We start from the raw sequence: 26,943 nt of genomic DNA on the forward strand, positions 1-26,943 counted from the left end.
CGAGGAAATGAAAAAATGGTGATCCATAACCTCACTGGTTCAGTTGGTAGGGGCGCTGCATGCCGCGCCCGCCTGGTTTTGTATCGATAAATCTGGAGCTTCCCATGTCGCGTATTTTAGTCCTGACCGCCCACCGTTTCCCCGACGATTCCCGCATCAATAAGGCACTAATCGAGACGCTGCGGCCGTTATCTAACGTCACCGTACATGAGCTGATGCGCGTGTATCCGGACTACCAGATTGACGTCGCTCGCGAGCAGGAACTGCTACAGGCGCATGATGTGGTAGTGATGCTGTTCCCGTTCTATTGGTACAGCTCACCGGCAATCCTCAGCGAATGGCAGGATGCGGTATTAACTTATGGTTTCGCCTATGGCAGTGAAGGCACCAAACTACAGGGCAAGCCATTGCAGCTGGTAGTCACTACCGGCGGTAATGCGCAGGTCTATTCACCGGCAGGCTATAACCGTTATCCGGTTGGCGATCTGTTGAAGCCATTTAACGCGGTGGCCAATCTGACCGGTATGGATTATCTGCCGCCGCATCTGGTACAGGGCGTGTTTGATATGAGCGATGAAACGCTGGCGCGGGAAGCTGCTGACGTAGTGAAACTGATACAGCGTTTTTGAGTTTAGGGAATAAACCCCTCTCCTGGCTCAGAAGAGGGGGAAGGTGAGGGGGATTACAAAATACCCGCGCCGATAGGGAACAGCGGATCGGCAGAATCGTGCGCGACATCCTCTTTCTGATCCAACACCGCTTGCCAGCTGGATGGCAGTTCAAACGGTAATTTACCCTGTGCCTTGCTCTTGCCGGTGATCACATCCAGCACTGCCTCATCGGAAGCACCGAAGTTGGCCAGCAGCACGTCGGTTTTATCCACAATATTGGTCAGAATGGCAGGGCGATCGAGGTAAACGGAGATCACCGTTGGCAGATTAAGTGCTTTCACTTGCTTGATCAGTTGATAGTCTTCACTGCCGCTATACGTGCCAGCTTTCTGATCCAGCACCACGGTGTCGGCATCGTCAAAGCCCAGTTGACCGAAGTTAACCGATACGCCAAACGGATAGTGCGGATCGTTCTGATGCGGGGTATCCACGCGCAGAATCGCGATTTCCGCCTCTTCCGGTGTCGCGACCACTTCCAGCCCATAACGTGCTGCTACGGTAGCGTTGACGTTATGCAGGAACACCTTCTTGCCGCTCAGAGCCAGCGGTAACAGAGTGTTGTTGTTCTGCAACAGGATCTGCGCACGGCGTTGTGCCTCATCCCCTTTTTGCTGGAATTCTGCATTGCCAACAATTTTCACCGCCTGGGTTTCATCTACGTAAGGCTTTTCAAACAGCCCCAGCTCAAACTTCTGCTGCAAAATACGTGCGACGGAAGCGTCGATGCTGGCGATCGGCAGCTGTTGTTCGTTGATGGCTGCAATCAGATCGCTTGGATCACTGGTACCGCCGAATTGATCAATCCCGGCTTCCACCGCCTTCACTACGCGTTCCTGACGGGTGAGATTCTCCACGCCCCAGGACATACCGATCCCGGCGGTCCAAGGCGAGACGCCGGCAGCGATGTCGGCATCGCTGATGCCGGTGGCACATTTACCTTCGCAGCTTTCCAGGATACCCCAGTCGCTCAGCACCACGCCGGTGAAGCCAAAGCGGCCGCGCAGCATCTCGGTCAATACCTGTTTATTGAAGCCAAAGCCTACTTCTTCAATCAGTTTATTCTGGTACCACAGGTTGATCGGTTGGCCGTAATAGGGCATCACCGAAGCGACATTCGCGGCAAACGCCCCTTCAAATGGCACCAGGTGATATTCCAGATTGTCGCCTGGATAAACCTGTTCTTTGCCATAGACGTTATGTGGATCCAGCCCACCAAGCTGCGGGCCACCACCGGCAAAGTGTTTTACCACCGTGATGACACTATCCGGGGTCAGACCCTTATCACCATGCTGGAAGCCCTCGATATAGGCTTGTACCTGGCGTTTGGCGAGTTGGTTATCCTCGCCGAAGGTGCCGTTGATGCGACCCCAGCGAGGTTCGGTTGCCAGGTCAGCCTGGGGTGATAATGCCATGTGGATGCCAACGGCCCGGTATTCCTGACGGGCAATATCGCCAAAGGTTTTCACCAGTGCGGTATCGTCTATCGCCGCCAGGCCAAGGGGTTCAGGCCATTGGGAGAAGCTGCCTGCCGCGACGCTGGTGGCATTAGGATCGTTAACGAAATGGTTACGCGGGTCGGTACTGATGGTGACAGGAATGCCGAGGCGAGATTTCTCGGCCATCTCTTGCAGCGCATTGTTATCGGCGGAAATATGCTGCGGATCGCCTGCCATGCGGGTAATGAACGTATTGACGAAGCGCTGGTTCACGTCTTCTTCGGCTGCGCTGATATCTACCCGGCCAGCGCCATTCAGGCCGATGGTGCCGTGCATCATGGCACCCGCTTTTTCCTCCACGTTCATGCGGGAGGTCAGATCGCGGGCACGGGTGGCGCTATCGAGACGCCAATCTTCATAAGGTTCAAGCTGACCATTTTTATTAAGATCTTTAAATTTCAGCCCATCGACGGTTAGAGTTGGAATATTCCTACTCTCCAGTTCCGCCTGATTGCTCGGAGTAATCTGCGAATCATTACTGTCGCAGCCAGTTAATCCGGCGGCTAATAAACCACTGAATATAAATAACGACTTCTTTTTGATAGTCATAAAGAATGCTCCATATCACGAGAGGTAAAAGATGGGTAGAGAAAATTATCTTGGTGGCTTTATTTAAAATAATTATATTTATCAGTATATTATGGTTTATTCTTATTTTTATCTATTATTGCATGTTTTTTTTACAGCGTGAAATAAATCTATTTGCAATTTGGGACTTCCTTCACACTTTGATCTTTGGTGCAGTTCTTTTGCCGTCGGAAATAGCGTAATAATGTTTTAAGAAAAAATTAAGTGAATTTAAGTGCAAGGAATAATTATGAACATAATAATTTTACTGTGTGACTTATTTATATGGGGAATAATACGACCTGATTACTCCACGTTAAATATATGATTGAACGACGGGGGGTAAAGACTTTGTTTGCGCCGTGGTCAACCTATGGTTTGAACCTGCTCAATGGTGGGCTAATTCTGGCCGTAACCTGGCTGTTGGCGTCGCTCACCTGGCAGTGGTTGTTGCCGCCAGAAACCGCTGTTCTACCGGCCGCAGCCTCTGCTACTCAGTCTGCCGTGCCGGCACAGGCTTTGCCCAGAGCCTTGTTCGGAACACCCATGGCTCAGGCTGCCACTCCGCAAACCCTGACCGGTTTACCCCTGACGTTGACCGGGTTGCTAGCCAGCAGCGAGCCAGGTGCGGCGCTGGCGGTGATCCAATATCAAGGAAAACAGGCCAGTTATGGTGAAGGCGATGTGCTGCCGATTGCCGGGGTGCGCGTGCGGCAAATCGGCGTAGAAGGCGTTGTGCTGGCAGAGCCAGGTGGATTGCGCCTGTTGAGCTACCCGCAACAGGCCTATCGCGGGGCTCAGGTGGAGCGCAAGTTGGCATCCAGCGTGGTGCAACACCCCCAGCAAATTTTTGATTATCTGAGTGTGTCGCCGGTGCGCGATGAGAGCAACACACTGCTTGGTTACCGTATTAACCCTGGCCGCCAACCCACGCTATTTGGCCAGCTTGGCTTTAAACCCGATGATCTGGCGGTGGCAATCAACGGTACGGATCTACGCGATAACCAGCAGGCACAGCAGATCTTGCTGCAATTGCCGCAGCTCACTGCCGCAACGGTCAGCGTGGAGCGTGAAGGGCAGCGCCATGACATTACGATTTCACTTGATGAGGGAACGCCATGAGGCAATTTTGCCTGGTGCTGATAGGGATGTTAGGCCTGGCGCTGCCTGCGCTAGGGGCGGAGTTTTCAGCCAGTTTCAAAGGGGTTGAGGCGCAGGAGTTCATCAACACCGTCAGCAAAAACCTCAACAAAACGGTGATTATCGATCCCAGCGTGCGCGGTACTATCACCGTGCGCAGTTACGACATGCTCAATGAACAGCAGTATTACCAGTTTTTCCTCAGCGTGCTGGATGTGTACGGCTTTGCCGTCGTGCCGATGGATAACGGCGTACTGAAGGTAGTGAAGTCCAAGGATGCCAAAAGTGGCTCGGTCCCGGTGGTGGATGACAGCACCACGGCCCGGGGTGATGAAGTCGTCACGCGGGTTGCCCCGTTGCACAACGTTACTGCTCGCGATTTGGCCCCGCTGTTGCGTCAGTTGAATGACAATGCGGGCGTGGGCAATGTGGTGCATTACGATCCTTCGAACGTGCTGCTGCTTACCGGGCGCGCTGCGGTGATTAACCGCCTGATGCAGATTATTGAGCGTGTCGATCGGGCAGGCGATCGCTCGGTGAAAACCCTGCCGCTGCAACATGCGGCGGCGGCTGAAGTGGCTCGGCTGGTCACGCAGATGGAGCAGGAAAATGGCAAAGGTGCGGCCCCTGCCGGGCGTATCGTGGCGGATGAGCGCACCAATGCGGTGCTGATTAGCGGTGATGCCAGCACCCAAGAGCGCCTGACTGCGACGGTACGTCAGTTGGACAAGCCCCAGGTCAGCCGTGGCAATACCCAGGTGATTTACCTGAAATACGCCAATGCCGAAAAGCTTGCCGCCGTGCTCAGCGGCATCAGCAGCGAGTTGGAGAAGGATCCTGCCGCCAGCAAAAACGGTGCAGCCCTGACCAAAGACACCATGATCAAGGCCGATCCGCAGACCAATTCGTTGATCGTTAACGCTGCCCCGGACGTGATGAATGAGCTGGAACGGGTGATTACCCGTCTGGATATCCGGCGACCACAGGTATTGGTGGAAGCGATCATCGCCGAGGTGCAAAACGCCGACGGGCTGAATTTGGGCATCCAATGGGGTAATAAACACGCCGGGGTTACCCAGTTCACCAATACCGGTCTGCCGATCACCACCCTGGCTGCCGGGGCGCAACAATATCGGCAGGACGGCACCGTTCCCGCCAGCATGGCCAGCGCACTGGCCTCCTTCAATGGCATTGCCGCCGGTTTCTACTCTGGCAACTGGGCCATGTTGCTGACCGCCCTGTCCAGCGACAGCCAGAACGACATCCTGGCGACCCCCAGCATTGTCACCCTCGACAACAAAGAAGCCACTTTTAATGTCGGCCAGGAGGTTCCTGTGCTGACCGGTTCGCAGACCACCTCAGGCGACCACGTATTCAATACCGTTGAGCGCAAGACCGTAGGGATCAAGCTGAAGGTCAAGCCGCAGATCAACGACGGAGACTCGGTAATGCTGGAGATCGAACAGGAAGTATCCAGCGTGGCAGACACCGCCAACAGCGCCAACGCCGAGCTGGGGGCCACCTTCAACACCCGCACGGTGAACAATGCGGTGCTGGTGTCCAGCGGATCTACCGTGGTGGTGGGTGGATTACTGGATCACAGCAGCCGCGAGAGCGCCAGCAAGGTGCCGGTGCTGGGGGATATTCCGTTGCTGGGCAACCTGTTCCGCTCCAAGAGCAAGAGCCGCGAAAAACGTAACCTGATGCTGTTCATCCGCCCGACGATCATCCGCGATCAACAGCATTACGACGGCGCATCGGCAGGGAAGTACCAGCAGTTCAAACAGGATAGCGCGCAAAAAGTGAGTGAAAAAAGCCTGTGGAACAGCGAAGGCGGCGATCCCTTGTCGCTGCCAGAATTACAACAGTCAGGCCAAGGATTTAATGAGGTGCGTAGCGCTATCGCGCTGTTTTACAGCACCCAAGGTACGGTGAGGTAAAGCATGGAACCTTTGCTTTCCCCGGGCTTTGCCCGCAGCCACGGCGTCTTGCTGATGCGTAACCCCGATGGAAATACACTCCTGTGGTGTCGTGGCGACGTGACGGTGATGGCACTCCAGGAAGCCCGACGGGTCGCCGCGGTGCCATTGCAGGTGCAGGAACTGGAAGACGAGGCGTTCGAACGGCAACTGGCCGCCAGCTACCAACAGGATTCTGCTCAGGTGCGGCGCATGATGGCAGAGCTGGGCAGTGAACTGGATTTTTACACTCTGGCGGAGGAGTTGCCGGAGCAGGGTGACTTGCTGGAAAGTGACGACGGCGCGCCGATTATCCGACTGATCAACGCCATGCTGAGTGAAGCGATCAAAGAGGGTGCATCCGATGTGCATATCGAAACCTTTGAACGCTACCTCAGTATCCGTTTTCGCATCGACGGCGTGCTGCGCGAGATCCTTCAGCCACAGCGCCGGCTGGCTGCGCTGCTGGTGTCACGCATCAAGGTCATGGCACGGTTGGACATTGCCGAAAAACGCATTCCACAGGACGGGCGCATTGCATTACGTATTGGGGGGCGGGCGATCGATGTGCGGGTTTCTACACTGCCGGCCAACCATGGTGAACGGGTGGTGCTGCGCCTGTTGGATAAAAACAGCGTACCGCTGGATCTGGCTGCGTTGGGCATGGCTCCGTCGCTATGCCAGCAGGTGGGGGCGTTGTTGGCACAGCCACACGGCATCATCCTGGTGACCGGCCCCACCGGCTCTGGCAAAAGTACCACCCTATATGCCGGTCTGAGCCAGTTAAACAGTAAAGAACGCAACATCCTGACGGTAGAAGATCCCATCGAATACGATCTGCCCGGTATTGGTCAAACTCAGGTTAACGGCAAGGTAGACATGACCTTCGCCCGGGGGTTGCGAGCCATTTTGCGCCAGGATCCGGACGTGGTGATGGTGGGTGAGATCCGCGACGGCGAAACGGCCGCGATTGCGGTGCAGGCTTCGCTGACCGGCCATCTGGTGCTCTCCACGCTGCATACCAACAGCGCGGCTGGGGCGGTAACACGTCTGCAGGACATGGGCGTTGAACCTTTCCTGCTGGCCACCTCTCTGCTGGCTGTTTTGGCCCAGCGTTTGGTGCGCGTGCTGTGCCCGGCCTGCCGACAGCCCTGGGTGGTAGGAGAAGGGCAACCGCTACCGGCTGGCAGCCGCGTTTATCGTGCTGTTGGTTGCAGCACCTGTAATGGTAGCGGATACCGCGGCCGTACGGCACTCCATGAACTGTTGCGGCTCGATGACGGACTGCGTAGAGCGATCCAGAGCGGCGAGAGTGAAGCAGCATTGGAGCACCGTTTGCAGGGAGCCACGCTTTATCAGTGTGGGCTGGATTTGGTGCTGGCTGGCACGACCACCTTGGAAGAGGTCACACGTGTGACCCGGAGCCATTGAGATGGTGCAATTTGACTATCTGGCGCGAGATGCCAAGGGAAAACAACGTCGCGGCAAGATCGAAGCGGAATCGGAGCGCCAGGCTGGCAAGAGCCTGCGCGAACAAGGTTTGCTGGTAATGACGCTGCGCGAATGCACACCGCGCCAGCGCCGCGTGGCGCTAAAAGGCACCGCGCTAGCCTTGGTCATGCGCCAGTTGGCGACGATGGTCGCCGCGGGATTGCCGTTGGCTGAGGTGCTTCATGCAGTGATGCAGCAGAGTGAAGACCGGCGAGTTGCGCAGGTGCTGCAAGCCGTGCGTCTACGGGTGATTGAAGGTTTCACCTTGGCGGATGCGCTACGCGAACATCCCCGAGCCTTTGGTCCGCTGTATTGCGCCATGGTAGCGGCGGGCGAGGCATCGGGCCAACTGGATGGCGTACTCAACCGCCTGGCCGACTACGCCGAGCAGCGCCAACAGATGAAGAGCCGTCTGACCCAGGCATTGGTCTATCCGGTGTTGCTCACGCTGGTAGCGATTGGTGTAGTGACTACCCTGCTCAGCGCTGTGGTGCCGAAGGTGGTGGAGCAGTTTATCCATATGAAACAGACCCTACCACTGAGCACCCGTTTGCTGATGTCGCTGAGCGACGGGGTACGCCAATTTGGCCCCTGGATAGTGTTGTTGGCGGCCTGTGCCGGCCTGCTGGCTCTGTGGTTGCTGCGTCGTCCGGCCAATCGTCTTGCTCTGCATCGGCAGTTGTTGGTGTTACCTGGCAGTGGCCGCCTGATCCGGGAAATGAACACCGCCCGCTATGCCCGCACCCTGAGCATTCTTTATCACAGCGGTGTGCCGTTGTTGCAGGCCATGCAGATCAGTGCGCAGGTACTCGGCAACTTACAGGCCAGCAGGTTGTTGATCGCAGCCGGGGAGCGAGTGCGTGAGGGGGGTAGCCTGCAACAGGCACTGGAACAGACTGCGCTGTTTCCACCGATGATGCGCCACATGATCGCGGCTGGCGAACGCAGCGGCGAGCTGGGCGATATGTTACTGCGTGCCGCCGACAATCAGGATCGCCAGTTTCAGGCCCGCATCACGCTATTTTTCAGCCTGTTTGAACCTTTGTTGGTCGTGGTGATGGCGGCGGTAGTGCTGTTTATCGTGCTGGCCATCCTGCAACCGATTTTGCAACTGAACACAATGATGACGCTGTAAGTACGCAGAGGTAAATGCAATGCAACAAAACACGATGGAAAGGCCACGTCAGGCGGGGTTCACCCTGTTGGAGATTATGGTGGTGATCGTCATTCTCGGCATTTTGGCGAGCCTGGTGGTGCCCAACCTGATGGGTAATAAAGACAAGGCGGATCTGCAAAAGGCCGTCAGTGATATCGTCGCGCTGGAAAGCGCGTTGGACATGTATCGCCTGGATAATAGCCGCTATCCCACCACGGCGCAGGGGCTGGAGGCGTTGATTGCCCGGCCGACTCAGCCGCCGGTTCCGCGCAGTTACCCGGAAGACGGTTATATACGCCGTTTACCGAAGGATCCCTGGGGCAATAGCTATCAACTCCGCCAGCCGGGTGAGCATGGCAAGGTAGATATCTTCTCTGCCGGACCAGATGGTGAGGTGGGGACGGCCGACGATATCGGCAACTGGGATCAGGATCGTTGAAGCAGCGGGGGTTCACATTGCTGGAGATGATGCTGGTGCTGTTGCTGCTGGGGATCGGCACCTGGTTGGTTATCGTCCAGATGCCAAGTACAGCCTACCGGGCTGAGCGGGAAAGCCAACGGCTGGCGGAACGGCTCCAACGTTTAACCTACCAGGCGACGCTGGAAGGGCGCACGTATGGCCTGCTGGTGCAGCCCAATCGTTGGCAGTTCAAGCATTGGCACGCGCAGGGCTGGCAAGACCTTTCGTTGCCACAGGGGGCGGCAGCACAAACCTTGCCCAAGGGTTGGCGCCTGGAGTTGGAGCAACCGCTAGACGTCGCTGAGGGCGTTCCTCAGGTATTAATGCTGCCGGGTGGTGAAGTGACGCCGTTCCGGCTGCGTTACTTTTATGCCGAACGCCTGATGGCCGAGATCGTGCTGGATGAGCAGGGCAGGATACGCACTCTCGATGACCTCGTTGAAAAAACATAGCGGCATGACGCTGCTGGAGGTGCTGGTGGCGCTGGCGATTTTTTCCGTCGCGGCGTTGGCTCTGTTGCAAAGCCTGGGCCATCTGGCACTGGGGCCGGGGCGGCTTGCCGATAAAACCTATGCCGACTGGGTGGCAGAAAACCAGATGGTGGAGCTGCGGCTGCAATCCGTCTGGCCGTCGTTGCATTGGACACAAGGCAGCAGCGAGCAGGCCGGGCGTATCTGGTATTGGCGCTGGCGTGGTGTGGCGAGCGAATTGCAGGGGCTGCGGGCGCTGGAAGTTGAGGTGTCGGCTGCACCTTGGCAACAGGGTGGTCAACCTCTCACTGTGTTGCGTACTTACGTGGTGCAACCATGAACAGGCGCAGTGCGGGTTTTACCCTGCTGGAGATGATTCTGGCGCTGGCGGTGTTTGCGTTGCTGAGCCTGATGGCGAACCGCCTGTTGCTACAGGGCTTGGAGCTGGAACAGTTTTCTGCCCGCCATGCGCAACGGCTGGCACAAATCCAACATGCGTTCACTTTGCTGGAGCGTGACACCTTTGCTATGCGCCCCAGAACGGTGCGTGGCAGCGAAGGTTTTTCCGGTGCGACTTTGGTGGCGAGCGAGGGGCGTAGCGACGGAGACAGTCTGATGTTTACCCACAGCGGCTGGCCTAATCCCGGCGATCAACTACCGCGTTCGCAGTTGCAACGTGTTGGCTATCGGCTGGCCGAGGGGGAGTTAATCCGTGAGTATTTCGATTATCCCGATGTCCCCGTCAGCACCCAACCCCACCGCCAGCGGCTGTTGGCCGACGTGCGTGGGCTACGGCTGCGCTATTGGTCTCAGGGGCGCTGGTCTCGGCAGTGGCAGGGAGGTGAGGGTTTGCCCCAGGCGATAGAGGTGGCGCTGACATTGGATGAGGGGGGCACGGTGGTGCGCCGTTTTCTGTTACCGGAGGCTCGATGAAACAGCGTGGCATGGCGTTGCTGATGGTATTGATGCTGTTGGCGGTGATGGCCGCGCTGGCCGCAGTAGCGACAGAGCGCTGGTTTTTCAGCTTCCAGTACAGCCTGCAATTGCACCAGCGTTTGCAAGGTAAATGGTACGCCGCCGGGGCTGAAACGCTGGCCACAAAGCTGTTGAGCCTAGATGCCCGCGACGATGCCTCACACACTCATCTTGCCCAGCGTTGGGCGACCAGTGGGCAACGTTTCCCATTAGAGGATGCCGAGTTGCAGGCGCAATTGGCGGATGCGCAGGCCTGCTTCAATTTGAATGCCGTGGCGGGCAACGAGGGCATACAGCGGATTTTCACCCGCTTGCTGGTCCTGCTGGAGGAAGAGCCTGGACAGGCGCAGCAGATCGGTGCAGCGCTGGCCGACTGGCTGGATGAGGACGATATCCCACGTGACGGTGGGGCAGAGGATGAAGAGTATGCCGCACATCGTCCTCCTTATTTGACCGCCAGACAGCGTTTACAGGATGTCAGCGAATTGCGTCAGGTGCGAGGTATCAGCGCTGCGTTGTTACAGCGGTTGCGGCCGTTGGTCTGTGCGTTGCCTGAGGGATCTTTACGCATCAATATCAATACATTACTCCCTGCACAATGGCCGCTGCTGGCGGCGTTGGTGGAGGGAATGGATGAAACCCAAATCCGTCAGGTGCTGGCACGTCGCCCACCGGCCGGCTGGGAAACGCTGGAGCAACCGATGGCAGAGCTGATCCCTTTGGCTAGCCAGCGACAGTATCTGGTGCTGAACAGCAATTATTTCAGCCTACGGGCAAGGGTACAGATGGCCGATGCAACCTATCGGCAGACCAGCCTGCTACGACGCCAGGGTGGGCAAACCCAGGTACTGTGGCGGCATTGGGAGATCGAGGAATGACAGAGAATGCACAGACTCATAACGTGGCACATTCGGTCCCCTCTCCCTGTGGGAGAGGGTTAGGGTGAGGGGAATATCACAGGGCCAAAACCCAGCACCCCATTACCTGGTGCTGCATGGCGACGCAGATAAACAGGCAAAGATGCCATGGCTACGTATCCAGGCTGATGGGGAAGCTACCGCCGAGTCTGGCGAAGTCGTGCCTGAGGCACTCGGTGAATTAGCTGTCCGCTACCCGCAAGATAAAGTCTGTCTGTTGGTGCCTGCCGCTGGCGTGGGGTTGTACCACGTCCATCTCCCGGGGCGGCATGATGCCGCAGGACTGCGAACATTGCCTTGGCTATTGGAGGAACGGCTGGCCTGTGTGCCGGAAGACGTCAGCATTATCCCTTTAGGTTCCTCTGGGGAAACGCTCTGGGTGGCGGTGGTTGCTCAAAAACAACTAACCCGTTGGCAAGCACCGTTTAGCGCGGCGGGTATCTCATTGGCTAAAGTGGTTCCAGATGTGCTGCTGCTGCCCTGGGTCGAAGGTGAAATATCCGCTTTGCCTTGGGGTGACCGCTGGCTATTACGCACTGGCCTTTGGCAAGGCGTGGAGGTGGAGGCCAATTGGCTACCGCTGTGGCTGCGAGCCTGGCAACGAGCCCAGCCGCTGCCTAACGTGCGCTGCTATGGCTTACTTCCGCCCGAGGGCCAGCAATGGCAGCTCTGCCCGCTAACCAACCCCGTGACGCTGCTGGCCCGTAGCGTACCGCAGGCGGTTTCATTACTCCCTCACCAAAAAACGGCATCGCAGAAGGCATGGCGTACCCCATTGATCGCGGCCATGGTTGTGCTGATCCTGCTGTTTTGTCAGCAGGGCATGGTGTGGTGGCAGTTGACTCAGCAAGGGGACGCGCTGGAGCAACAACTGTTGCAGCAGTTTCGCCAGCGTTTTCCTGGGCAAAGTGAGCAGCGCTGGCAGGCCACGGTACGGCGAGCTGTACAGCAAGAAACCACGCCAGGGCTGACGGCGTGGCTGGCGCAACTGCCAGCTCTACCGCCAGGGGTCACCGTACAACAACTGCATTACTCTGCAGTTCCGGCACGGTTGCAGCTACGTCTGGCTGGCGAAATGCCTCAGGTGCAGCGTGCGCGGCAGATATTGGCCGAACGCTTCAGCGTAAGCAGTGTGCCAGATGGCATGTTGACGCTTGAACCTCGGGAGGCCGAATGATGGGCAAACTCTGGGCCAACTGGCGGCAGCGTTCCCTGCGCGAGCGTCGCTTGATGCTGGTTCTGCTGAGTACCGTGATGGCTGCTGGTCTGTGGCTGATGGTGTGGCAACCGTTACAACAGGCGATAGCCAACCAACAGCAGCGGCAACAGCAGTTGCGTTTACAGTGGCGGCAGTTGCAACAAATTTCACCGCAGCCCGCAGTCAACGGCGACTTACGCCAGTTGTTGGAAAAAACCATCGCCGAGCAGGGACTAACGCTACGGGGCACGACGGAGCAACAGGGTCAGATACGGGTGGAACTGGCCGTGGCAAACGCCGAGGATGTGCTGCGTTGGCTAGATCAGGTGGAAAGCCGGGGTGGGATAAGAGTGATGGAGCTGCAGTTGCAATCCTCTTTGCCTCCTGACGGCCGCGTGCGGGCCGGCACGTTGTTGCTGGAGCGTCAATAATGCGCCGTTGGCTGTTGAGTGGTTGCCTACTGGTGCTGTTGTATGTCGTCTGCCTATTGGTGAGTGCGCCAGCTCGATTGTTGGCGACCCTTTCTCCGGTCCAACTGCAATGGGGGGGCGTATCCGGAACCCTGTGGCAGGGTGAGGCCGAGCAATTACGCGTGGGTAAACGCCTGTTGGGGAGGTTGGTCTGGCAATCGGGCTGGCGTAATGGCTTGCCGGTTTGGCGCTTGACGCTACGGGAAGGTGAGATGGGACATGGTGGAGTCACGATAGGTTGGATGGGGCATTGGCAACTGTCTGCGGGCAGCTGGCAATTGCCCGTTGAGGTGCTGCCAACATTGCTGGGATATTCCCTGCCGCTGGAGGGGCACGGTGAATTGGCACTGAAGCTGGAAGATGCCCGCTTTGACGCACGGCAATGCCTGGATCTGGTGGCAAAAGTTGAGTGGCGCAGTGCGCAGTTTAGCCTGCTGGAGCAAACTCTGGCGCTGGGTGAACCTCAGCTAAGGTTACGCTGTGAGCCACGGCGTTTGCTGTTTGCACTACATCCACCGCAACCGCCGTTGAGGCTGTTTGGTGAGGGTAGCATCGACTGGCGTGGCGTCTACCGTTTTAGCGGTGGTTTAGGGACGATGGAAGCGGTTCCGGCGCAATGGCGGCAGGCGGTTGAAGCCGCCTCCCGGCCCGGTGCTGAAGGAAAACGGACGATCGAGGTAGCAGGGATATGGCCAATCAAGCTTTACTAGACCAGAACAAACCCAGTGGCGGTTATCGCCTTCCCCCTTGGCTGTTGCTGACCTACGCCTTGATGTTTCTGACATTAGGCTGGCTGGCGGCCGATATCTGGACCGGTTATCACCTCTCTCCAGCGTGCGCGATATTGCCAGAGCCCTCCAAGACAGTGGCCGAGCCGCAGCCAGTGATTGAAACCTGTGAGGACAATGTAATACCTGTGCTGCGCTACACCGCCCATGTCTACGCCGAAGATCCGCAGCAACGGAGCATCACGCTGAACGGCCGGCAATATCGAGAAGGGGACAGCCTGGTCTGCGGTGCAGTCGTGGCGCAAATCCAGCAGGATGTCACGATTTTGGAGCAGCATGGTCAAGTTTCGGTGCTGGATGCACTGGAGGACTGGCCCGGTGGCGAGCTGAATGGACAGGACAACGAGCCATGATTGACAGCCTGTGGATAGTGATAATGTGCGTGCTGGGATTGCTGGCTGGCAGTGTGTTGAACTGCGTGATCTGGCGTTTGCCAGTGATGCTGCAACGCCGTACGCTAGCTGAATCTCGCGCCTTGTTGGGCTTATCGCCGCAGGGCGATGATTTGCCCATTCGCTTTAACCTGTTTTTACCCCGTTCCTGTTGTCCTCACTGCCAGCGTACTATCGCCTTTTATCACAATATCCCGCTGTTGAGCTGGCTATGGCTACGCGGTCGTTGCCACCACTGCCAGCAGCGTATCGGCTGGCGTTATCCACTAGTGGAATTGGCAGCAGCGTTGAGCAGCGGTTGGGTGGCTCTATACTGGCCGCCGGGGGCTAGCGCATTAGCGCTGGCAATGTGCGCCTGGTTGCTGATTGCGCTGATGGTGATCGATATTCAGCACTTGCTGCTGCCCGATATGCTGACGTTGCCCCTGCTGTGGCTTGGCCTGCTGGTGAATCTACGGGGAGAACTGGTGCCGCTAAGCGATGCAGTGTTGGGGGCGGTCAGCGGTTACTTATCCCTGTGGTTACTCTACTGGGGATTCAAGCTGGCGACCGGCAAAGAGGGGCTGGGTTACGGTGATTTCAAACTGCTGGCGGCGTTAGGGGCATGGTGTGGCTGGCAGCGCTTGCCGCTGGTGCTATTGTGGGCCGCGTTGCTGGGGATAGTCGCGATCATGTTGTTGCGCCTGACTGGGCGCGCCGTGCGTGGCGATCCATTGCCCTTTGGCCCTTGCCTTGCGGTTGCGGGTTGGTGGGTGCTGATTACGCCTTTGGCAACGTGGTGAGGAAGGGCTGGAGTAGCTGCTGGAACTCGGCGCATTGCGTGGCGCGTGGTGTGTTGTCTTTGAGCAGTTGTTGATAAAGTTGGCTGCTGCGGGCCGCCATCCCTGCCGGTGGCTGCCAACCACGCTGGTGGGCCGCAGTGTAGGCCGCCTGTTCAATCTGCCCGTTGGTGGGCAGATCGCTACGGCCACACTGGTACTTCAGATATTGGGTGCCGGCGATCAGGGAAGCGATTTGCTGGGCCTGCCCGTCCAGCGCCATTGGCGTCGTGGCTGGCGGGTTGGTCTGCTGGCAGGCGCTGAGTAACAGGGGAAGTATTCCCAGCGCCAGTTTCTTTGCTCGATCCATACAAAATCCCTTTGTTTTCACTGAATTCTGTTCGGATTGTAGCAAACAAACTGCCGTTGACCAATCAGGACTCCAGCAGCCACCAGTTAGCCTCGAACGGGCGCAATACTTTGGCCCTTGGCTGTTCAGCAGCATCGGCGTAGTTGCTGATTAGCGGTCGCCACAGCTCTGAGGTCTCCACGCCAGCGGCATCCCACGCCAGTAGCTCACGGCTCAGGTTGGCGACTACCAGCAATCGTTGCCCATTCCAGCTACGCTGGTAGCACCACAAGGCCGGATGAGCCGGGGCCAGATCCTGATAATCACCGTGGGTCAGCAGGGGGTACTGCTTGCGCAGGGCGATCAGATGGCGATAGGCGTAAAACACCGAATCCGGATCGGCCAAAGCCGCAGTGGCGTTAATCTGCGGGTAATTCTCCGCACAGGCGATCCACGGCGTACCGGCGGTGAAGCCTGCATTGGCGGTAGCATCCCACTGCATTGGCGTGCGGCCATTGTCCCGCGATTTACTTGCCAGGATCGCCAACAGCTCCTCATCGCTTCTTCCCTGAGCATGCAGCTCGGCGAACATATTCAGGCTTTCCACGTCACGATAACTCTCGATCTGCTGGAAACCTGGGTTGGTCATACCGATCTCTTCACCCTGATAGATGTACGGCGTACCTTGCATACCGTGCAGTACCATCGCCAGCATCTTGGCGGCGGTCACCCGCAGCTCGCCTTCGTCACCAAAGCGCGAAACGATGCGCGGTTGGTCGTGGTTACACCAGAACAGCGCGTTCCAGGCACGGTTATGCATACCTTGCTGCCAGTGATGGAAAATCTGCTTCAGCTCGACGTAATCCGGCGCGGCCAACGTCCACTTCTGACCGTCGGCATAGTCCACTTTCAGGTGGTGGAAGTTGAAGGTCATCGACAGCTCGGCACCGCTTTGCGCCGCGTACTGTTGGCAGTGTTCCAGAGAGGTTGAAGACATCTCGCCCACGGTCATCAAACCGCGCGGCTGGAACACCTCGCGGCTCATCTCCTGCAAAAACTCATGAATGCGTGGGCCGTCGGTGTAGAAACGGCGGCCATCGCCCTGGCTATCGTTCGGGAAGTCCTGCTGTTTGGAAACCAGGTTAATCACGTCAAGACGCAGCCCATCGACGCCTTTATCCGCCCAGAACTGACACACTTTCTTCAGCTCTTCGCGCACCGGCGGATGTTCCCAGTTCAGATCGGCCTGCTCGGTGGCAAACAGGTGCAGGTAGTATTGACCGCTGTCGGCGTGCCATTGCCAGGCGTTGCCGCCAAATTTGGAACGCCAGTTGTTGGGTAGGGCATCGCTTTCGCCGTCGCGCCAGATATAGAACTGACGCAGCGGGCTGGTGGGATCCTGCGCGGCCTTAAACCACGGGTGCTCGGTGGAGGTGTGGTTAAACACCATATCCATCACGATGCGGATGCTGCGCTGGTGGGCCTGTGCCACCAGGTGATCGAAGTCGGCCATGGTGCCGTAGGCTGGATCGATGGCGCAGTAATCGGCCACGTCATAACCATTATCGACCTGGGGCGAGACATACACCGGCGTCAGCCAGATGGCATCGACGCCCAGTTCCTGCAAATAGTCCAGCCGTTGAGTCACCCCGGCCAGATCGCCATAGCCGTTGCCGGTGCTGTCCTGGAAGCTCTTCGGATAGATTTGATAAATAACGCCGTTCTGCCACCAGGGGATTGGATTGCTCATATTCAGTCTCTTTGTTTATACCGGTAATTCGCCGCGGCTGGCTTTGCGTTTGTATACCATCATGGTCAACAGCAGTGGGATCACCACGGCGACCAGAATGGCGAAGGAGTAGATCAGCCAGAACTGCGGTTGGATTGACAGGATGCCGGGCAGGCCACCTACACCGATACCGTTGGCCATCACGCCGGTCAGGCCGCAGATCAGGCCCGCGAAGGCGGAACCGATCATTGCGCACAGCATAGGGAAGCGGTATTTCAGGTTGATACCGTACATGGCCGGCTCGGTAACGCCGAGGTAGGCAGAGATGGCGGCCGGTACGGAAATCTCGCGTTCGTTGGCCTTGCGGCTGACGATGATGATGCCCAGCACCGCCGAGGCTTGTGCGATATTTGACAAGGCAATCAGCGGCCAGACTGGCGTACCACCCATGCTTTGGATCATCTGCATATCGATGGCCAACGTGGTCTGATGCACCCCGGTGATCACTAACGGCGCATACAGGAAACCGAACAGCGCGGCACCGATTGGGGCGAAGCTACCGGTCATGACCCATTTCACTGCCCAAGCTACGCCATCACCAATCATGCGGCCAAACGGACCGATCAGCGTGTGCGCCAGGAATACTGCCAACAGCAGGGAAACCACCGGTACCACCACCAAATACAGGTAATCCGGCACGATCTTTTTCAGACGGGTTTCGATCCAGCCCAGCGCCATACCGGCGAGGATCGACGGGATCACCTGCGCCTGATAGCCGACTTTCTCAATGGTGAACCAGCCAAAATTCCACACTTCCGGCACTTGCTGACCGAGCAGGTAAGAGTTCATCAGCTGCGGGGAGACTAGGGTGATGCCCATGACGATACCGAGCACCGGGGTACCGCCCATTTTCTTCACCGTTGACCAGCAGATGGCCACCGGCAGGAACATAAAGATGGCTTCGCCCAGCAACCACAGGAAGTCGTAAATGGTTTTCCAGGCCGGGTGCATCTGGGCCAGCGTTTGGCCACCGGACATCGGGATATCGCCGATCACGTTGCGGAAGCCCAGGATCAAACCACCGCTAATCAGTGCGGGCAGCAGCGGGAAGAAAATCTCGGCAAAGTGGGAGATGCCGCGTTCGAACCAGGTCATATTCTGACGGGCGGCCAGCTTGGCCTGTTCTTTATCGGCTTCATTGATGCCAGTGGCGGCAATCAATGCCTGATAGTAATCACCTACTTCGGGGCCGATCACCACCTGGAACTGCCCGGCGTTGGTGAAGCAGCCTTTGACCATCCGCAGCTGTTCAATCTCTTTTGGTTTGGCCTTGGCGGGATCGTTAAGGACGAAACGCAGGCGGGTAATGCAGTGGCTGACGGTGGCGATATTCTCGCGGCCACCTACCAGCACGATCAGGCGATCGATGTCCTGCTGCTGAACTTTGCTCATTATGGCACCTTGATTATCAGTGAAGCACAGAGGTATGGATGTTTTTAAGCTTAGTCACTCGGCGGTTTTTATTGAATGGGAACGTTCCCGGTTTGGGGCGACGATCACAAAATGGACAATAATGCGGCAAAGAGTGGCAATGAGAACGCTGGGTTAACGTGTAGGGGCGCCGCATGCTGCGCCCGGTTTATTAATCAGGCGAGTTTGCAGGGGATGATGATTTGGCGGATGCCTAGTTCACCACTCAGTTGGCCCAGCAGTTGAAGTGCTGCCTGCTGCCCGGCGGTACCATAGCCCAATTCGACCGAAAACGTCTCTGGGAACAGGAAGTTGAGCATCGGCGTGTTACCGATAGCGCACACCTGGAGTGACGCTATCTGTTGCTGTTGCAGGTATTTTATCGCACCGAGAGCGATGGTATCGGATGCGCACACCAGCGCGGTGGTTTGTGGTTCAATCACGCTGGCAGCCAGTTGGAAACCGCTCTGATAGTTCAGCTCACCCAGCGCGACCACTGGTGTGATTTTTTGTGCGCGGCAGGTATCCAGATAAGCCTGGTGGCGGCGCATCCCGGTGGTGGCATCGGACTCCTGTACGCCCAGGTAGCTGATATGCTTGTGGCCCTGTTTGCGTAAGCGCTGCATCAACAGTTTCACGGCGCCTTCATCGTCATAACAGACGGATGAGACCCCCGGATAGTCGCGGGCGACCACCACCATCTTTTCCTGCCATGGCTTGAGTATGTCCGCAGTCAGGCCGGTGAAGCCGAACAGGATCACGCCGTCGACGTGGCGCTGGCGCAGCACGTTGAGGTGTTCCTCAACCAGCCGGGTTTCAAACTGGCTTTCCATGACGATCGGATCGAAGCCCTGCTGATACAGCAGCGGCAGCATGGTGCGCACGGCCTGATTTTCCGAAGGTGAATCCAGGCGGGAAACGATGATTGCCACGACTTTGTCGCTTTGGCCGCGCATGGCTCGCGCCGATTTCGACGGGGTAAAACCCTGGCTGCGGATCACCGCCTCCACCCGTTCACGGGTTTGTGGGCTTACGCTGCCTTCGTTATTCATCACGCGTGAGACGGTAGATTTGCCTACCCCGCTCAGACGAGCGATATCCTTGATTGTCAGCCGGTTTTGCATGGTTTACTTATCGTTTAGGTGATGAGGCTTAAACTTGTCTGCTCGCTACAATAGCTTATTTTAGCGCGCGGATCTTGGTGCATAGCCAAAGTGACGCAAAACGGAATGGCCGCCACTGCCATTCCCACTTTTTCTTTACCGGAGGTTAATTCCTGCATGGATCCCGATCCGAGCCCCAACACTACTCATTCGGTTCCCCGGTAAAACCTCTCCGCTCTGCGTTGCTGTTTTACCGGTTTAGGTAAGCAGCGGCACTTGCTCGATAGTTCGCCTCTGTGGTAATTGAAAATCAGCGATCTGCTCCGGCGGAGGTTTTTTGGCGTGTCCGAAAACCAAGCCAGCGGGCCGATCCGCCGTTCCCCACTGCCGAGAGGCATTGGGCGATAAGGTGCGAACGATGAAAATTAAACAACTCCCCCGTCGGCTGCTGGGTATGCTCAGCCGCAATTTGCCACGCCGCCTGGTACGGCGTGATGCACTGTTGGAAAGCGTCAGTGGTACGGCACATGAATTGCCTGCCAGCCTGACACAACAACGTCTGGAATGCGCTGCCGCCAGCGCGATGCAACTCTACGAGCGCTTCAACAGCCATCCGGAAGGTATCACCGAGCATGAGGCAGAAACCGCCCGCGCCCGGTTTGGCAGCAACACCATCGAAAATCAGCAGGCCGAAAGCTGGTGGCGGCATCTGTGGCATTGCTACAGCAACCCATTCAACCTGTTGCTGACCGTGTTGGGGCTGATTTCCTACGCCACCGAGGATCTGATTGCTGCGTTGGTGATTGGCCTGATGGTGCTGATTTCCACGCTGCTGCATTTTATTCAGGAAGCCCGCTCCAATAAGGCGGCAGATGCGCTCAAGGCGATGGTCAGTAACACCGCAACGGTTTACCGTAGCGATGCGCATACCGGTAAAAGTGAACATAGCGAACTGCCGATTTCGCAGTTGGTGCCGGGCGACATTATCAAGCTGGCCGCAGGGGATATGATCCCGGCGGATCTGCGCCTGCTTTCTGCCAAAGATTTGTTTATCAGCCAGGCGGCGCTGACCGGTGAATCACTGCCGGTAGAAAAAGTGGCGGCTCCCCGTGGGCAAGTCAGCGATCCGCTGGAGTGTCAAAACCTGTGCTTCATGGGCACCAACGTTGTGAGCGGCACTGCGCTGGCCATGGTGATCGGTACCGGCAGCGAAACCTACTTCGGCCAGTTGGCGCAGCGCGTTACCAGCCAGGATGAGCAACCCAATGCCTTCCAGGCTGGCATCAGCAAGGTGAGCTGGCTGCTGATCCGCTTTATGCTGGTGATGACGCCAATCGTGCTGCTGATTAACGGCTTCACCAAAGGTGACTGGTGGGAGGCGGCGCTGTTTGCGCTTTCGGTCGCGGTAGGGCTGACGCCGGAAATGTTGCCGATGATCGTCACCTCCACTCTGGCGAAAGGGGCGGTCAAACTGTCACGCCAGAAGGTGATCGTTAAACGCCTGGATGCAATCCAGAACTTTGGTGCGATGGATATTCTGTGTACCGACAAAACCGGCACGTTGACCCAGGATAAAATTGTACTGGAGCGCCATACCGACGTGTTTGGTGCCAGCAGCGAGCGGGTGCTGCGTTATGCCTGGCTGAACAGCTTTTACCAGACCGGGCTGAAAAACCTGCTGGACGTGGCGGTACTGAACTGTGCCGATGAAAGCAAACAGCCGGATGCGTTGCAGCATTACCGCAAAGTCGACGAGATCCCGTTCGATTTTGAACGCCGCCGCATGTCGGTGGTGGTGGCGAAAGAGGCGCAATACCACGAGCTGATCTGCAAGGGCGCACTGGAAGAGATGCTGGCGATCTGTAGCCACGTGCGCCAGGACGGGGAGGTGATCCCACTGAGTGAAGCGCTGCTGGCACGCATCCGTCGTGTGACCGACGATCTCAATCAGCAAGGGTTGCGCGTCGTCGCGGTGGCCAACAAGATCCTGCCTGCGACGGATCATGAGTACGCTGTGGTAGATGAATCGGATCTGATCCTCGAAGGCTATATCGCCTTCCTCGATCCACCGAAAGATAGCACCGCGCCGGCCCTGGCCGCACTGAAAAAGAATGGTGTGACCGTCAAGATCCTCACCGGTGACAATGAGCTGGTCGCCACTAAGGTGTGCAAGGACGTGGGGCTGGATGCAGACCATATCCTGCGTGGCAGCGAAATCGAACTGATGGATGACGCCACGCTGGTAGCGGCCGCGGCGCGTACCACGGTGTTTGCCAAGCTGACGCCATTGCATAAAGAACGCATTGTCCAACTGTTGCGTAAGCAGGGGCATGTGGTGGGCTTTATGGGCGACGGTATCAACGATGCTCCGGCGCTGCGTGCGGCGGATATTGGTATATCGGTGGACTCGGCGGTGGATATCGCCAAGGAAGCGGCGGATATCATCCTGTTGGAAAAAAGCCTGATGGTGCTGGAGCAGGGGGTGCTCGAAGGTCGCCGTACGTTTGCCAACATGCTGAAATACATCAAGATGACCGCCAGCTCCAACTTCGGTAACGTGTTCAGCGTGCTGATTGCCAGCGCCTTTTTACCTTTCCTGCCGATGCTGCCGCTGCATCTGTTGATCCAGAACCTGCTGTACGATATTTCACAAATTGCCATCCCGTTCGATAACGTTGATGACGATCAGATCACCAAGCCACAGCGGTGGAACTCCGGCGATCTGGGGCGCTTTATGGTGTTCTTTGGGCCGATCAGTTCGATCTTTGACGTGCTGACCTTCGCCCTGATGTGGTACGTGTTCCAGGCCAATACGCCGGAAATGCAGACGCTGTTCCAGTCTGGCTGGTTTGTGGAAGGGCTGCTGTCGCAGACGTTGATCGTCCATATGATCCGTACGCGCAAAATTCCGTTTATCCAGAGCCGCCCATCCTGGCCGCTGTGTGTGATGACGTTGGCGGTGATTGCCATCGGTATCGGCCTGACCTTCTCACCACTGGCGGGCTTCCTGCAACTACAGGCGCTGCCGCTGGGTTACTTCCCATGGCTGGTACTGATCCTGGTCGGTTACATGGTGCTGACTCAGTGCGTGAAAGGCTGGTTTGTCCGCAGGTATGGATGGCAGTAAGCTGTTTTAGATCGCTGCCAATGAAAATGCCCAACAAACAGATGTTTGTTGGGCATAAAAGGCTTATTTATTTGGGAGTAGCCAAACAGCGGTTTTTATTTACCTTTAACAGCGATATCGATAGCTTCTTTAAGTGATGCTATTAATCCAGTTTTATCATGACGCTCTATGCTTTTTGTATAAACTGGATTTTCCCAATCAAATTCAGATATTACGTTCACGCTTAATTTATTAGCACCGTCATGAAAGGATACATCAACGAAAAAATTATTTGCATACTCAACCAGTAATACGTCCAAATCAATATAACTTGCTGGGTCATCAAAGTCAGTTAAAAATAACGTGTCGTCAGTTATTTTCCCACCTTTGAAATCTATTGCTGTGCGGCTGATATTCATTTCATAAGCTCCTTAACTCTTTGCTCTGATATTGGGTGGGAATGAACAACGCCCTGTGATTCTTTAGCTACAGCCCATTTGGTTTCTTTCCCCTCAAAAGCGCCAATTATACGATCATATTGTTTAACTTTCCACGCGGGATGTGTTTTTGTTGTTTGGCCAGTGCTCCATACATCGTTATCAATCTCAGGAATGTTAACCTCTGGTTTAAACTTAGCTTTACCTTTGTTCGCTGTACTTTTAACGATGTCCTGCCAAGGTACTCCTTTCGGCGGATAATGTTTGAACCCATGAGTCACTGATTTTGGAGGTGCACTGAGCATCGCGTAAATCGGCTCAACACCTGATCCAGTGGCGTCAAGCTGCCAGTAGATAAAATCCTGCAGTTCCTTGAGATCTCCCGCCGGGAAGCTGGTTGTAACTATACTGTCCACCTGCTTTGGCGTCGTGCCGGTATGTACAGGCGTGACGGGGATTGGCGAATTGTTCCCGGTATTAGGAGGAGCATTAGGCCCAACAGGTATCGGATTTATCAGGATAGTTCGCGACGGTATCCCACCCACCGCCGGAAGCGTGATTCTATCCAGCCCGGTTTTCTCATCACGCACAGTTCTTAGTACCGGAACGTTTGCGGATACACCACTTAGACCTGTTTTGACTAGGCTCACATATTGCCGCCCATCCTCCGTTACTAACAAACCACGCACAGGTAAGTTAACTGAAGTCATTTCAGGGGTAATACTGATTTTTCCTGCGGCCACCAGACTGGCTTGAACAGCAAACAATTGTACCGTATTTTTATCGAGCGCTTTGTCAGTTTTCGGCCAGAATCCTACGGCTAAAGCGCTAACTGTTGTCCCGGCAGCGCCAGCTGTAGCGATATCTGCTAGGGCAGTGGCTCCGCGCCATACAGCACCCGCTATAGATCCAGCCAAATCGCTGGAGGTTGTCAAGATACCATCGGCGACGGTTGACAACTGGAGCATTCCCGCAGCACGATTCAGTACCATCCCTCCCGCAGCGGCAAGGGAAGCCTGAGCTGACTTAACCAGTTCCGATGTATACACAGGTGTAGGGTTCACGCCAGCCTTGGCCATCAGTGCTGCCAGTTTCGCTCGGGCCTCCGCCTCAGCTTTCGCTTTGGCTTCTGCTGCTGCCTTTGCTTCTGCCTCAGCTTTTGCTTTGGCCGCGACTTTATCTGCCAGTTCAACAGTAGCACTTTTGACTTGTCCACTCAGCGTGTTGACTTCTTTTTGCAATCCATCAATCTGCACGCGTCCCGCATCAACCTCCTTTTCAAAAGCAACGGCACGAGCGTTGGCGTCCATACGCTGCTGATTATGCAGACTGTTCATCAGACCCGCGAAGGCCCGTGCTGACCGAGCCTGCGCATCCAGACGCGCCACCCGAGCCTGCATAGTCGTCAGTTGTTGCTGCTTTTCCGCCAATCGGGCCTCTGCGGCCACTTTACGGCGTTCATATTGAGCAACTTCATCCAGGCCCTCCATCCCATTCAAGGCCTGCTCTGCCTCTTTCCGGATGACCTGCCGCTGATTGAGCACGTCCTGAGCCTGTTTTTCTTCCCGCTGACGCAGCTCAACTTCACTCAGAAGGCGTGTTATCGCAATATAGACCGGATCCATGCCCAGCTCTTTCGGGAACGTCACAATAGCATCATGTGTGTTACCTCCCAGCATCCCATCATAGAGCGTTTTGGCGGACTGATCGGCGACTTTCTCGAACGTCTTGCTGTCGGGGTCTGCATTGGGTTTTGGCTGGGGAGCAGAAGGTAACGCAACATCCAGTCGTAATGGGGTACTCAACCCAGGCAAAGAGACATCAAACTGACGGGGTTTACCCGTTGCCCTGGCCTCAACCACGGGAGCCTTGGTTTGAATTGCTTTGTCACGTGCGAAAGCCAATACTTGCCGCCCGTTATCAATGACATCAGTCAAACGAGCCTTGACAGAAACCTCTTTCTGAGACGCCAGGGTACTTAGGTCAACAGTGACGATCTCTCTAGCAGGCAGCACCTGAGTGATTTGCAATTGCGGCATATGCGTTACACTCATGTCATCAGGCGCAATAGGTGAAGGCCAGACTCCAGCGAGTATGGCATATGCCCTGGCAAATGCAGTACCGATCGCGGCAGCCAAAGGTGTTGAGGCCAGCTTACTCAGATTGGCAATGCCAACCTGAAAAGAGAGAAATCCAAAGCCTTCCGTGTATGCCAAGACCCCAGGGACCCCACTTGAGACCATCATCGCAGTAGACGAGTTGTTGCCATTACCTTGATTACCATCACCCACATTACCCTGAGAACCCCCGCCAGGGTTCGGGCCGTCCCCCCTTTCGGAACTCCAGTCGGTACCGTCACCGTATCCACCGTAATCGAATCCACCCATAATTATGTCCTCGCTTTTCTGTTCGTTGGGCAGTAAAAATCCTGAATCATTGGAAGAAATCCTCTGAATTATCAGCTCTGGTTACTGATGATTGATTCTTCCAGCGTTGCCAATCGAGACTCCAATTGACGTCTGGTTTCGCTTTCTTCTTTTAACGCTTCAATCAGAAGTGCCACGACGCCGTTGATATTAATTCCCCGAGCATCTTTCAGAATGCTACCGTCATTTAATTTCAATTCAGTCGTAGTCACAGACTGAGGTAAGATATTTTCAATTTCCTGTGCAATTACCCCAGCTTCTGGAACGCCTTGTTTCAGATAGGTATAACCGCTGATTTTATCTAGTTTATCTAAGGCACCATCAATTTTTACGATTTCCGTTTTCATTCGGGCATCTGAGCTGCTGTGCCAGGCACCGTTGGTGTAAGCATTGCCTTTGTCTCGGGACTCATACCAGCCATCGCCACCGCCATTTGCAACGCGAAGCCCCATTAAATGGTGTTGACCAATTCGCTCGTAATGGCAAAGTTCTGTAAACAGGCTTCCTTGCCCTTCAAGGCGTAATCCGTAGGTGGTTCGGTCTGCGTTGTTATTTACATTCTTATTTCCCTTGGCGATAATCCATCCATTGGGATCACTTTTTTCCAATCGCCCAGCTGACAGTTCACTGTTGGCTCTCACATGGATTTCATTCCATTTTCCCGATAAATCACGGTAGGAAAGTAAGCCGGTATCTTCTTTTCCTGGAATAACACGGGAGCCCATCATCATGGTGGTGGTCACATTACCGGTGGTGAAATTCGTATATACAGCTGGTGCGCCATATGTTTGTCCACTGATGAGGGGAGTAGGGCCGGTGTTTACCGCGCCAATACCTGCGTTATGTGATACCAACGCACCTCCAGATACATCCACACCGTTGGACAGAGACACCCTGCCGGTTGAGAGACTAAAAGCAAAAGGTCGTAGAGTATTCCATTGCCCATCTTGGGCCTGACCGCTTGGCGTAGTCAGCACATAGAAAGCTTGCCCATCGTTACGCAACATCACGCCAGTATTTCCAAATGCCAGGCGAAAACCGTTTGCCGATTTAGTCACGATCTCACCGTCACTGATCATGCGTTTACGGAGCGTGGACAGTGATTTCAGTTCAGTAATGTCGTCATTAACACCGCCAAGCACTTGAGCGTTTTTCTTTTCTTCAGCCATGGTTATCTTCCTTTTTACAGTCTGATTTTTTGATGGTTAACGGCACTTCATCGCTTCCTCGCCAAATGAGGGCAAGTATCAGAGTTTGTGTTTCTTGTGCTGTCTAACCGGGAAACATACAATTAATGACTGTATGTATAACCAGTGTTTTGCGCAGGTAATCTGAAAAGGCCGACCTTCATTAGTTGTGTGGCGGCTGATACAAGAATGGGGGGAGTTGATTAGGCAGAGGCTGCAGAAAACGGGC

25 protein-coding genes are annotated in these 26,943 nt (G+C 55.9%); 16 read left to right on the forward strand and 9 right to left on the reverse strand.

What is annotated here, in order from left to right; genetic code table 11:
• The first annotated feature begins 104 nt into the window (after positions 1–104).
• Positions 105–629 carry an NAD(P)H-dependent oxidoreductase gene (locus U869_RS0108405; RefSeq protein ID WP_025121656.1) on the forward strand — a complete coding sequence of 175 codons (525 nt, stop codon included), beginning with the start codon at positions 105–107 and terminating at the stop codon, positions 627–629.
• A 53-nt stretch (positions 630–682) separates the two neighbouring features.
• On the opposite strand, the gene U869_RS0108410 is transcribed toward U869_RS0108405, so the two are convergent.
• Complete coding sequence (locus U869_RS0108410; RefSeq protein WP_029987764.1) at positions 683–2,716, reverse strand: glycoside hydrolase family 3 N-terminal domain-containing protein; 2,034 nt, start codon at positions 2,714–2,716, stop codon at positions 683–685.
• 342 nt (positions 2,717–3,058) lie between these two features.
• On the opposite strand from U869_RS0108410, the gene gspC reads away from it, so the two are divergent.
• From gspC to U869_RS0108485, 14 genes are all read left to right on the forward strand, one after another.
• Positions 3,059–3,856, forward strand: coding sequence for a type II secretion system protein GspC (gene gspC, locus U869_RS0108420; protein ID WP_025121659.1), 798 nt, complete (start codon positions 3,059–3,061; stop codon positions 3,854–3,856).
• A complete protein-coding gene (gspD, locus tag U869_RS0108425; protein WP_025121660.1) occupies positions 3,853–5,814 on the forward strand; it encodes a type II secretion system secretin GspD in 1,962 nt (653 codons plus the stop codon). The genes gspC and gspD overlap by 4 nt, the downstream gene beginning before the upstream one ends.
• Before the next feature lie 3 nt (positions 5,815–5,817).
• Complete coding sequence (gene gspE / locus U869_RS0108430; protein ID WP_029987768.1) at positions 5,818–7,263, forward strand: type II secretion system ATPase GspE; 1,446 nt, start codon at positions 5,818–5,820, stop codon at positions 7,261–7,263.
• A 1-nt stretch (position 7,264) separates the two neighbouring features.
• Positions 7,265–8,458 (forward strand): type II secretion system inner membrane protein GspF, encoded by a 1,194-nt coding sequence (gene gspF / locus U869_RS0108435; RefSeq protein ID WP_025121662.1) that lies wholly within the window; start codon positions 7,265–7,267, stop codon positions 8,456–8,458.
• Between the two features lie 34 nt (positions 8,459–8,492).
• Positions 8,493–8,918, forward strand: a complete 426-nt coding sequence (gspG, locus tag U869_RS0108440) for a type II secretion system major pseudopilin GspG (protein WP_029987769.1) — start codon at positions 8,493–8,495, stop codon at positions 8,916–8,918.
• On the forward strand, positions 8,915–9,391 hold the full coding sequence (gene gspH, locus U869_RS0108445) for a type II secretion system minor pseudopilin GspH (protein WP_157834725.1): 477 nt from the start codon (positions 8,915–8,917) through the stop codon (positions 9,389–9,391). The genes gspG and gspH overlap by 4 nt, the downstream gene beginning before the upstream one ends.
• Complete coding sequence (gspI, locus tag U869_RS0108450; protein WP_115650723.1) at positions 9,369–9,749, forward strand: type II secretion system minor pseudopilin GspI; 381 nt, start codon at positions 9,369–9,371, stop codon at positions 9,747–9,749. The genes gspH and gspI overlap by 23 nt, the downstream gene beginning before the upstream one ends.
• Positions 9,746–10,342, forward strand: a complete 597-nt coding sequence (gene gspJ, locus U869_RS0108455; RefSeq protein ID WP_037408676.1) for a type II secretion system minor pseudopilin GspJ — start codon at positions 9,746–9,748, stop codon at positions 10,340–10,342. The genes gspI and gspJ overlap by 4 nt, the downstream gene beginning before the upstream one ends.
• Positions 10,339–11,262, forward strand: a complete 924-nt coding sequence (gene gspK / locus U869_RS0108460; RefSeq protein WP_025121666.1) for a type II secretion system minor pseudopilin GspK — start codon at positions 10,339–10,341, stop codon at positions 11,260–11,262. Before gspJ ends, gspK begins: the two co-directional genes overlap by 4 nt.
• A 109-nt stretch (positions 11,263–11,371) precedes the next feature.
• Complete coding sequence (gene gspL, locus U869_RS29980; protein ID WP_025121667.1) at positions 11,372–12,478, forward strand: type II secretion system protein GspL; 1,107 nt, start codon at positions 11,372–11,374, stop codon at positions 12,476–12,478.
• Positions 12,475–12,930 carry a type II secretion system protein GspM gene (gene gspM, locus U869_RS0108470; RefSeq protein ID WP_025121668.1) on the forward strand — a complete coding sequence of 152 codons (456 nt, stop codon included), beginning with the start codon at positions 12,475–12,477 and terminating at the stop codon, positions 12,928–12,930. Before gspL ends, gspM begins: the two co-directional genes overlap by 4 nt.
• Positions 12,930–13,679, forward strand: a complete 750-nt coding sequence (locus U869_RS0108475; protein WP_025121669.1) for a type II secretion system protein N — start codon at positions 12,930–12,932, stop codon at positions 13,677–13,679. Before gspM ends, U869_RS0108475 begins: the two co-directional genes overlap by 1 nt.
• Positions 13,658–14,110: a type II secretion system assembly factor GspB gene (gene gspB, locus U869_RS29985; RefSeq protein WP_025121670.1), complete on the forward strand. Its 453-nt coding sequence runs from the start codon at positions 13,658–13,660 to the stop codon at positions 14,108–14,110. The genes U869_RS0108475 and gspB overlap by 22 nt, the downstream gene beginning before the upstream one ends.
• Positions 14,107–14,931 carry an A24 family peptidase gene (locus U869_RS0108485; protein ID WP_025123971.1) on the forward strand — a complete coding sequence of 275 codons (825 nt, stop codon included), beginning with the start codon at positions 14,107–14,109 and terminating at the stop codon, positions 14,929–14,931. The genes gspB and U869_RS0108485 overlap by 4 nt, the downstream gene beginning before the upstream one ends.
• Here U869_RS0108485 and gspS read toward each other — a convergent pair.
• The 5 genes from gspS to U869_RS32175 form a co-directional block, all read right to left on the reverse strand.
• The gene (gene gspS / locus U869_RS0108490) at positions 14,909–15,277 is read right to left on the reverse strand and encodes a type II secretion system pilot lipoprotein GspS (RefSeq protein ID WP_025121672.1); all 369 of its coding nucleotides are present in this window, start codon (positions 15,275–15,277) and stop codon (positions 14,909–14,911) included. The two genes, U869_RS0108485 and gspS, sit on opposite strands and share 23 nt — an antisense overlap.
• Positions 15,278–15,341: 64 nt before the next feature.
• Positions 15,342–17,006, reverse strand: a complete 1,665-nt coding sequence (treC, locus tag U869_RS0108495) for an alpha,alpha-phosphotrehalase (protein ID WP_025121673.1) — start codon at positions 17,004–17,006, stop codon at positions 15,342–15,344.
• Between the two features lie 15 nt (positions 17,007–17,021).
• Complete coding sequence (gene treB / locus U869_RS0108500; RefSeq protein ID WP_025121674.1) at positions 17,022–18,437, reverse strand: PTS trehalose transporter subunit IIBC; 1,416 nt, start codon at positions 18,435–18,437, stop codon at positions 17,022–17,024.
• Positions 18,438–18,631: 194 nt separating this feature from the next.
• Entirely contained in the window at positions 18,632–19,579 is a 948-nt protein-coding gene (gene treR / locus U869_RS0108505; protein ID WP_025121675.1) for a trehalose operon repressor TreR, read from the reverse strand.
• A 14-nt stretch (positions 19,580–19,593) separates the two neighbouring features.
• Positions 19,594–19,737: a hypothetical protein gene (locus tag U869_RS32175; protein ID WP_157834726.1), complete on the reverse strand. Its 144-nt coding sequence runs from the start codon at positions 19,735–19,737 to the stop codon at positions 19,594–19,596.
• 239 nt (positions 19,738–19,976) lie between these two features.
• Between U869_RS32175 and mgtA the strand changes: the two genes are divergently transcribed.
• On the forward strand, positions 19,977–22,685 hold the full coding sequence (mgtA, locus tag U869_RS0108510) for a magnesium-translocating P-type ATPase (RefSeq protein WP_025121676.1): 2,709 nt from the start codon (positions 19,977–19,979) through the stop codon (positions 22,683–22,685).
• Positions 22,686–22,780: 95 nt separating this feature from the next.
• Here the strand turns inward: mgtA and U869_RS0108515 are convergent, their stop codons facing one another.
• The 3 genes from U869_RS0108515 to U869_RS0108525 form a co-directional block, all read right to left on the reverse strand.
• Complete coding sequence (locus U869_RS0108515) at positions 22,781–23,083, reverse strand: hypothetical protein (RefSeq protein WP_025121677.1); 303 nt, start codon at positions 23,081–23,083, stop codon at positions 22,781–22,783.
• The gene (locus U869_RS32810) at positions 23,080–25,488 is read right to left on the reverse strand and encodes an S-type pyocin domain-containing protein (protein WP_025121678.1); all 2,409 of its coding nucleotides are present in this window, start codon (positions 25,486–25,488) and stop codon (positions 23,080–23,082) included. Before U869_RS32810 ends, U869_RS0108515 begins: the two co-directional genes overlap by 4 nt.
• Positions 25,489–25,559: 71 nt before the next feature.
• Complete coding sequence (locus U869_RS0108525) at positions 25,560–26,696, reverse strand: tail fiber domain-containing protein (RefSeq protein ID WP_025121679.1); 1,137 nt, start codon at positions 26,694–26,696, stop codon at positions 25,560–25,562.
• Between the last annotated feature and the right edge of the window lie 247 nt (positions 26,697–26,943).

This window comes from Serratia sp. H1w, assembly GCF_000633355.1.
In the GTDB taxonomy this organism is placed as follows: Bacteria; Pseudomonadota; Gammaproteobacteria; order Enterobacterales; family Enterobacteriaceae; genus Chania.

Coding starts and splice junctions, on each gene's coding strand:
- U869_RS0108405 (WP_025121656.1), top strand. CDS start 105: ATGTCGCGTATTTTAGTCCTGACCGCCCACCGTTTCCCCGACGATTCC.
- U869_RS0108410 (WP_029987764.1), bottom strand. CDS start 2,716: ATGACTATCAAAAAGAAGTCGTTATTTATATTCAGTGGTTTATTAGCC.
- gspC (WP_025121659.1), top strand. CDS start 3,059: ATGATTGAACGACGGGGGGTAAAGACTTTGTTTGCGCCGTGGTCAACC.
- gspD (WP_025121660.1), top strand. CDS start 3,853: ATGAGGCAATTTTGCCTGGTGCTGATAGGGATGTTAGGCCTGGCGCTG.
- gspE (WP_029987768.1), top strand. CDS start 5,818: ATGGAACCTTTGCTTTCCCCGGGCTTTGCCCGCAGCCACGGCGTCTTG.
- gspF (WP_025121662.1), top strand. CDS start 7,265: ATGGTGCAATTTGACTATCTGGCGCGAGATGCCAAGGGAAAACAACGT.
- gspG (WP_029987769.1), top strand. CDS start 8,493: ATGGAAAGGCCACGTCAGGCGGGGTTCACCCTGTTGGAGATTATGGTG.
- gspI (WP_115650723.1), top strand. CDS start 9,369: ATGACCTCGTTGAAAAAACATAGCGGCATGACGCTGCTGGAGGTGCTG.
- gspJ (WP_037408676.1), top strand. CDS start 9,746: ATGAACAGGCGCAGTGCGGGTTTTACCCTGCTGGAGATGATTCTGGCG.
- gspK (WP_025121666.1), top strand. CDS start 10,339: ATGAAACAGCGTGGCATGGCGTTGCTGATGGTATTGATGCTGTTGGCG.
- gspM (WP_025121668.1), top strand. CDS start 12,475: ATGATGGGCAAACTCTGGGCCAACTGGCGGCAGCGTTCCCTGCGCGAG.
- U869_RS0108475 (WP_025121669.1), top strand. CDS start 12,930: ATGCGCCGTTGGCTGTTGAGTGGTTGCCTACTGGTGCTGTTGTATGTC.
- gspB (WP_025121670.1), top strand. CDS start 13,658: ATGGCCAATCAAGCTTTACTAGACCAGAACAAACCCAGTGGCGGTTAT.
- U869_RS0108485 (WP_025123971.1), top strand. CDS start 14,107: ATGATTGACAGCCTGTGGATAGTGATAATGTGCGTGCTGGGATTGCTG.
- gspS (WP_025121672.1), bottom strand. CDS start 15,277: ATGGATCGAGCAAAGAAACTGGCGCTGGGAATACTTCCCCTGTTACTC.
- treC (WP_025121673.1), bottom strand. CDS start 17,006: ATGAGCAATCCAATCCCCTGGTGGCAGAACGGCGTTATTTATCAAATC.
- treB (WP_025121674.1), bottom strand. CDS start 18,437: ATGAGCAAAGTTCAGCAGCAGGACATCGATCGCCTGATCGTGCTGGTA.
- treR (WP_025121675.1), bottom strand. CDS start 19,579: ATGCAAAACCGGCTGACAATCAAGGATATCGCTCGTCTGAGCGGGGTA.
- U869_RS32175 (WP_157834726.1), bottom strand. CDS start 19,737: ATGCAGGAATTAACCTCCGGTAAAGAAAAAGTGGGAATGGCAGTGGCG.
- mgtA (WP_025121676.1), top strand. CDS start 19,977: ATGAAAATTAAACAACTCCCCCGTCGGCTGCTGGGTATGCTCAGCCGC.
- U869_RS0108515 (WP_025121677.1), bottom strand. CDS start 23,083: ATGAATATCAGCCGCACAGCAATAGATTTCAAAGGTGGGAAAATAACT.
- U869_RS32810 (WP_025121678.1), bottom strand. CDS start 25,488: ATGGGTGGATTCGATTACGGTGGATACGGTGACGGTACCGACTGGAGT.
- U869_RS0108525 (WP_025121679.1), bottom strand. CDS start 26,696: ATGGCTGAAGAAAAGAAAAACGCTCAAGTGCTTGGCGGTGTTAATGAC.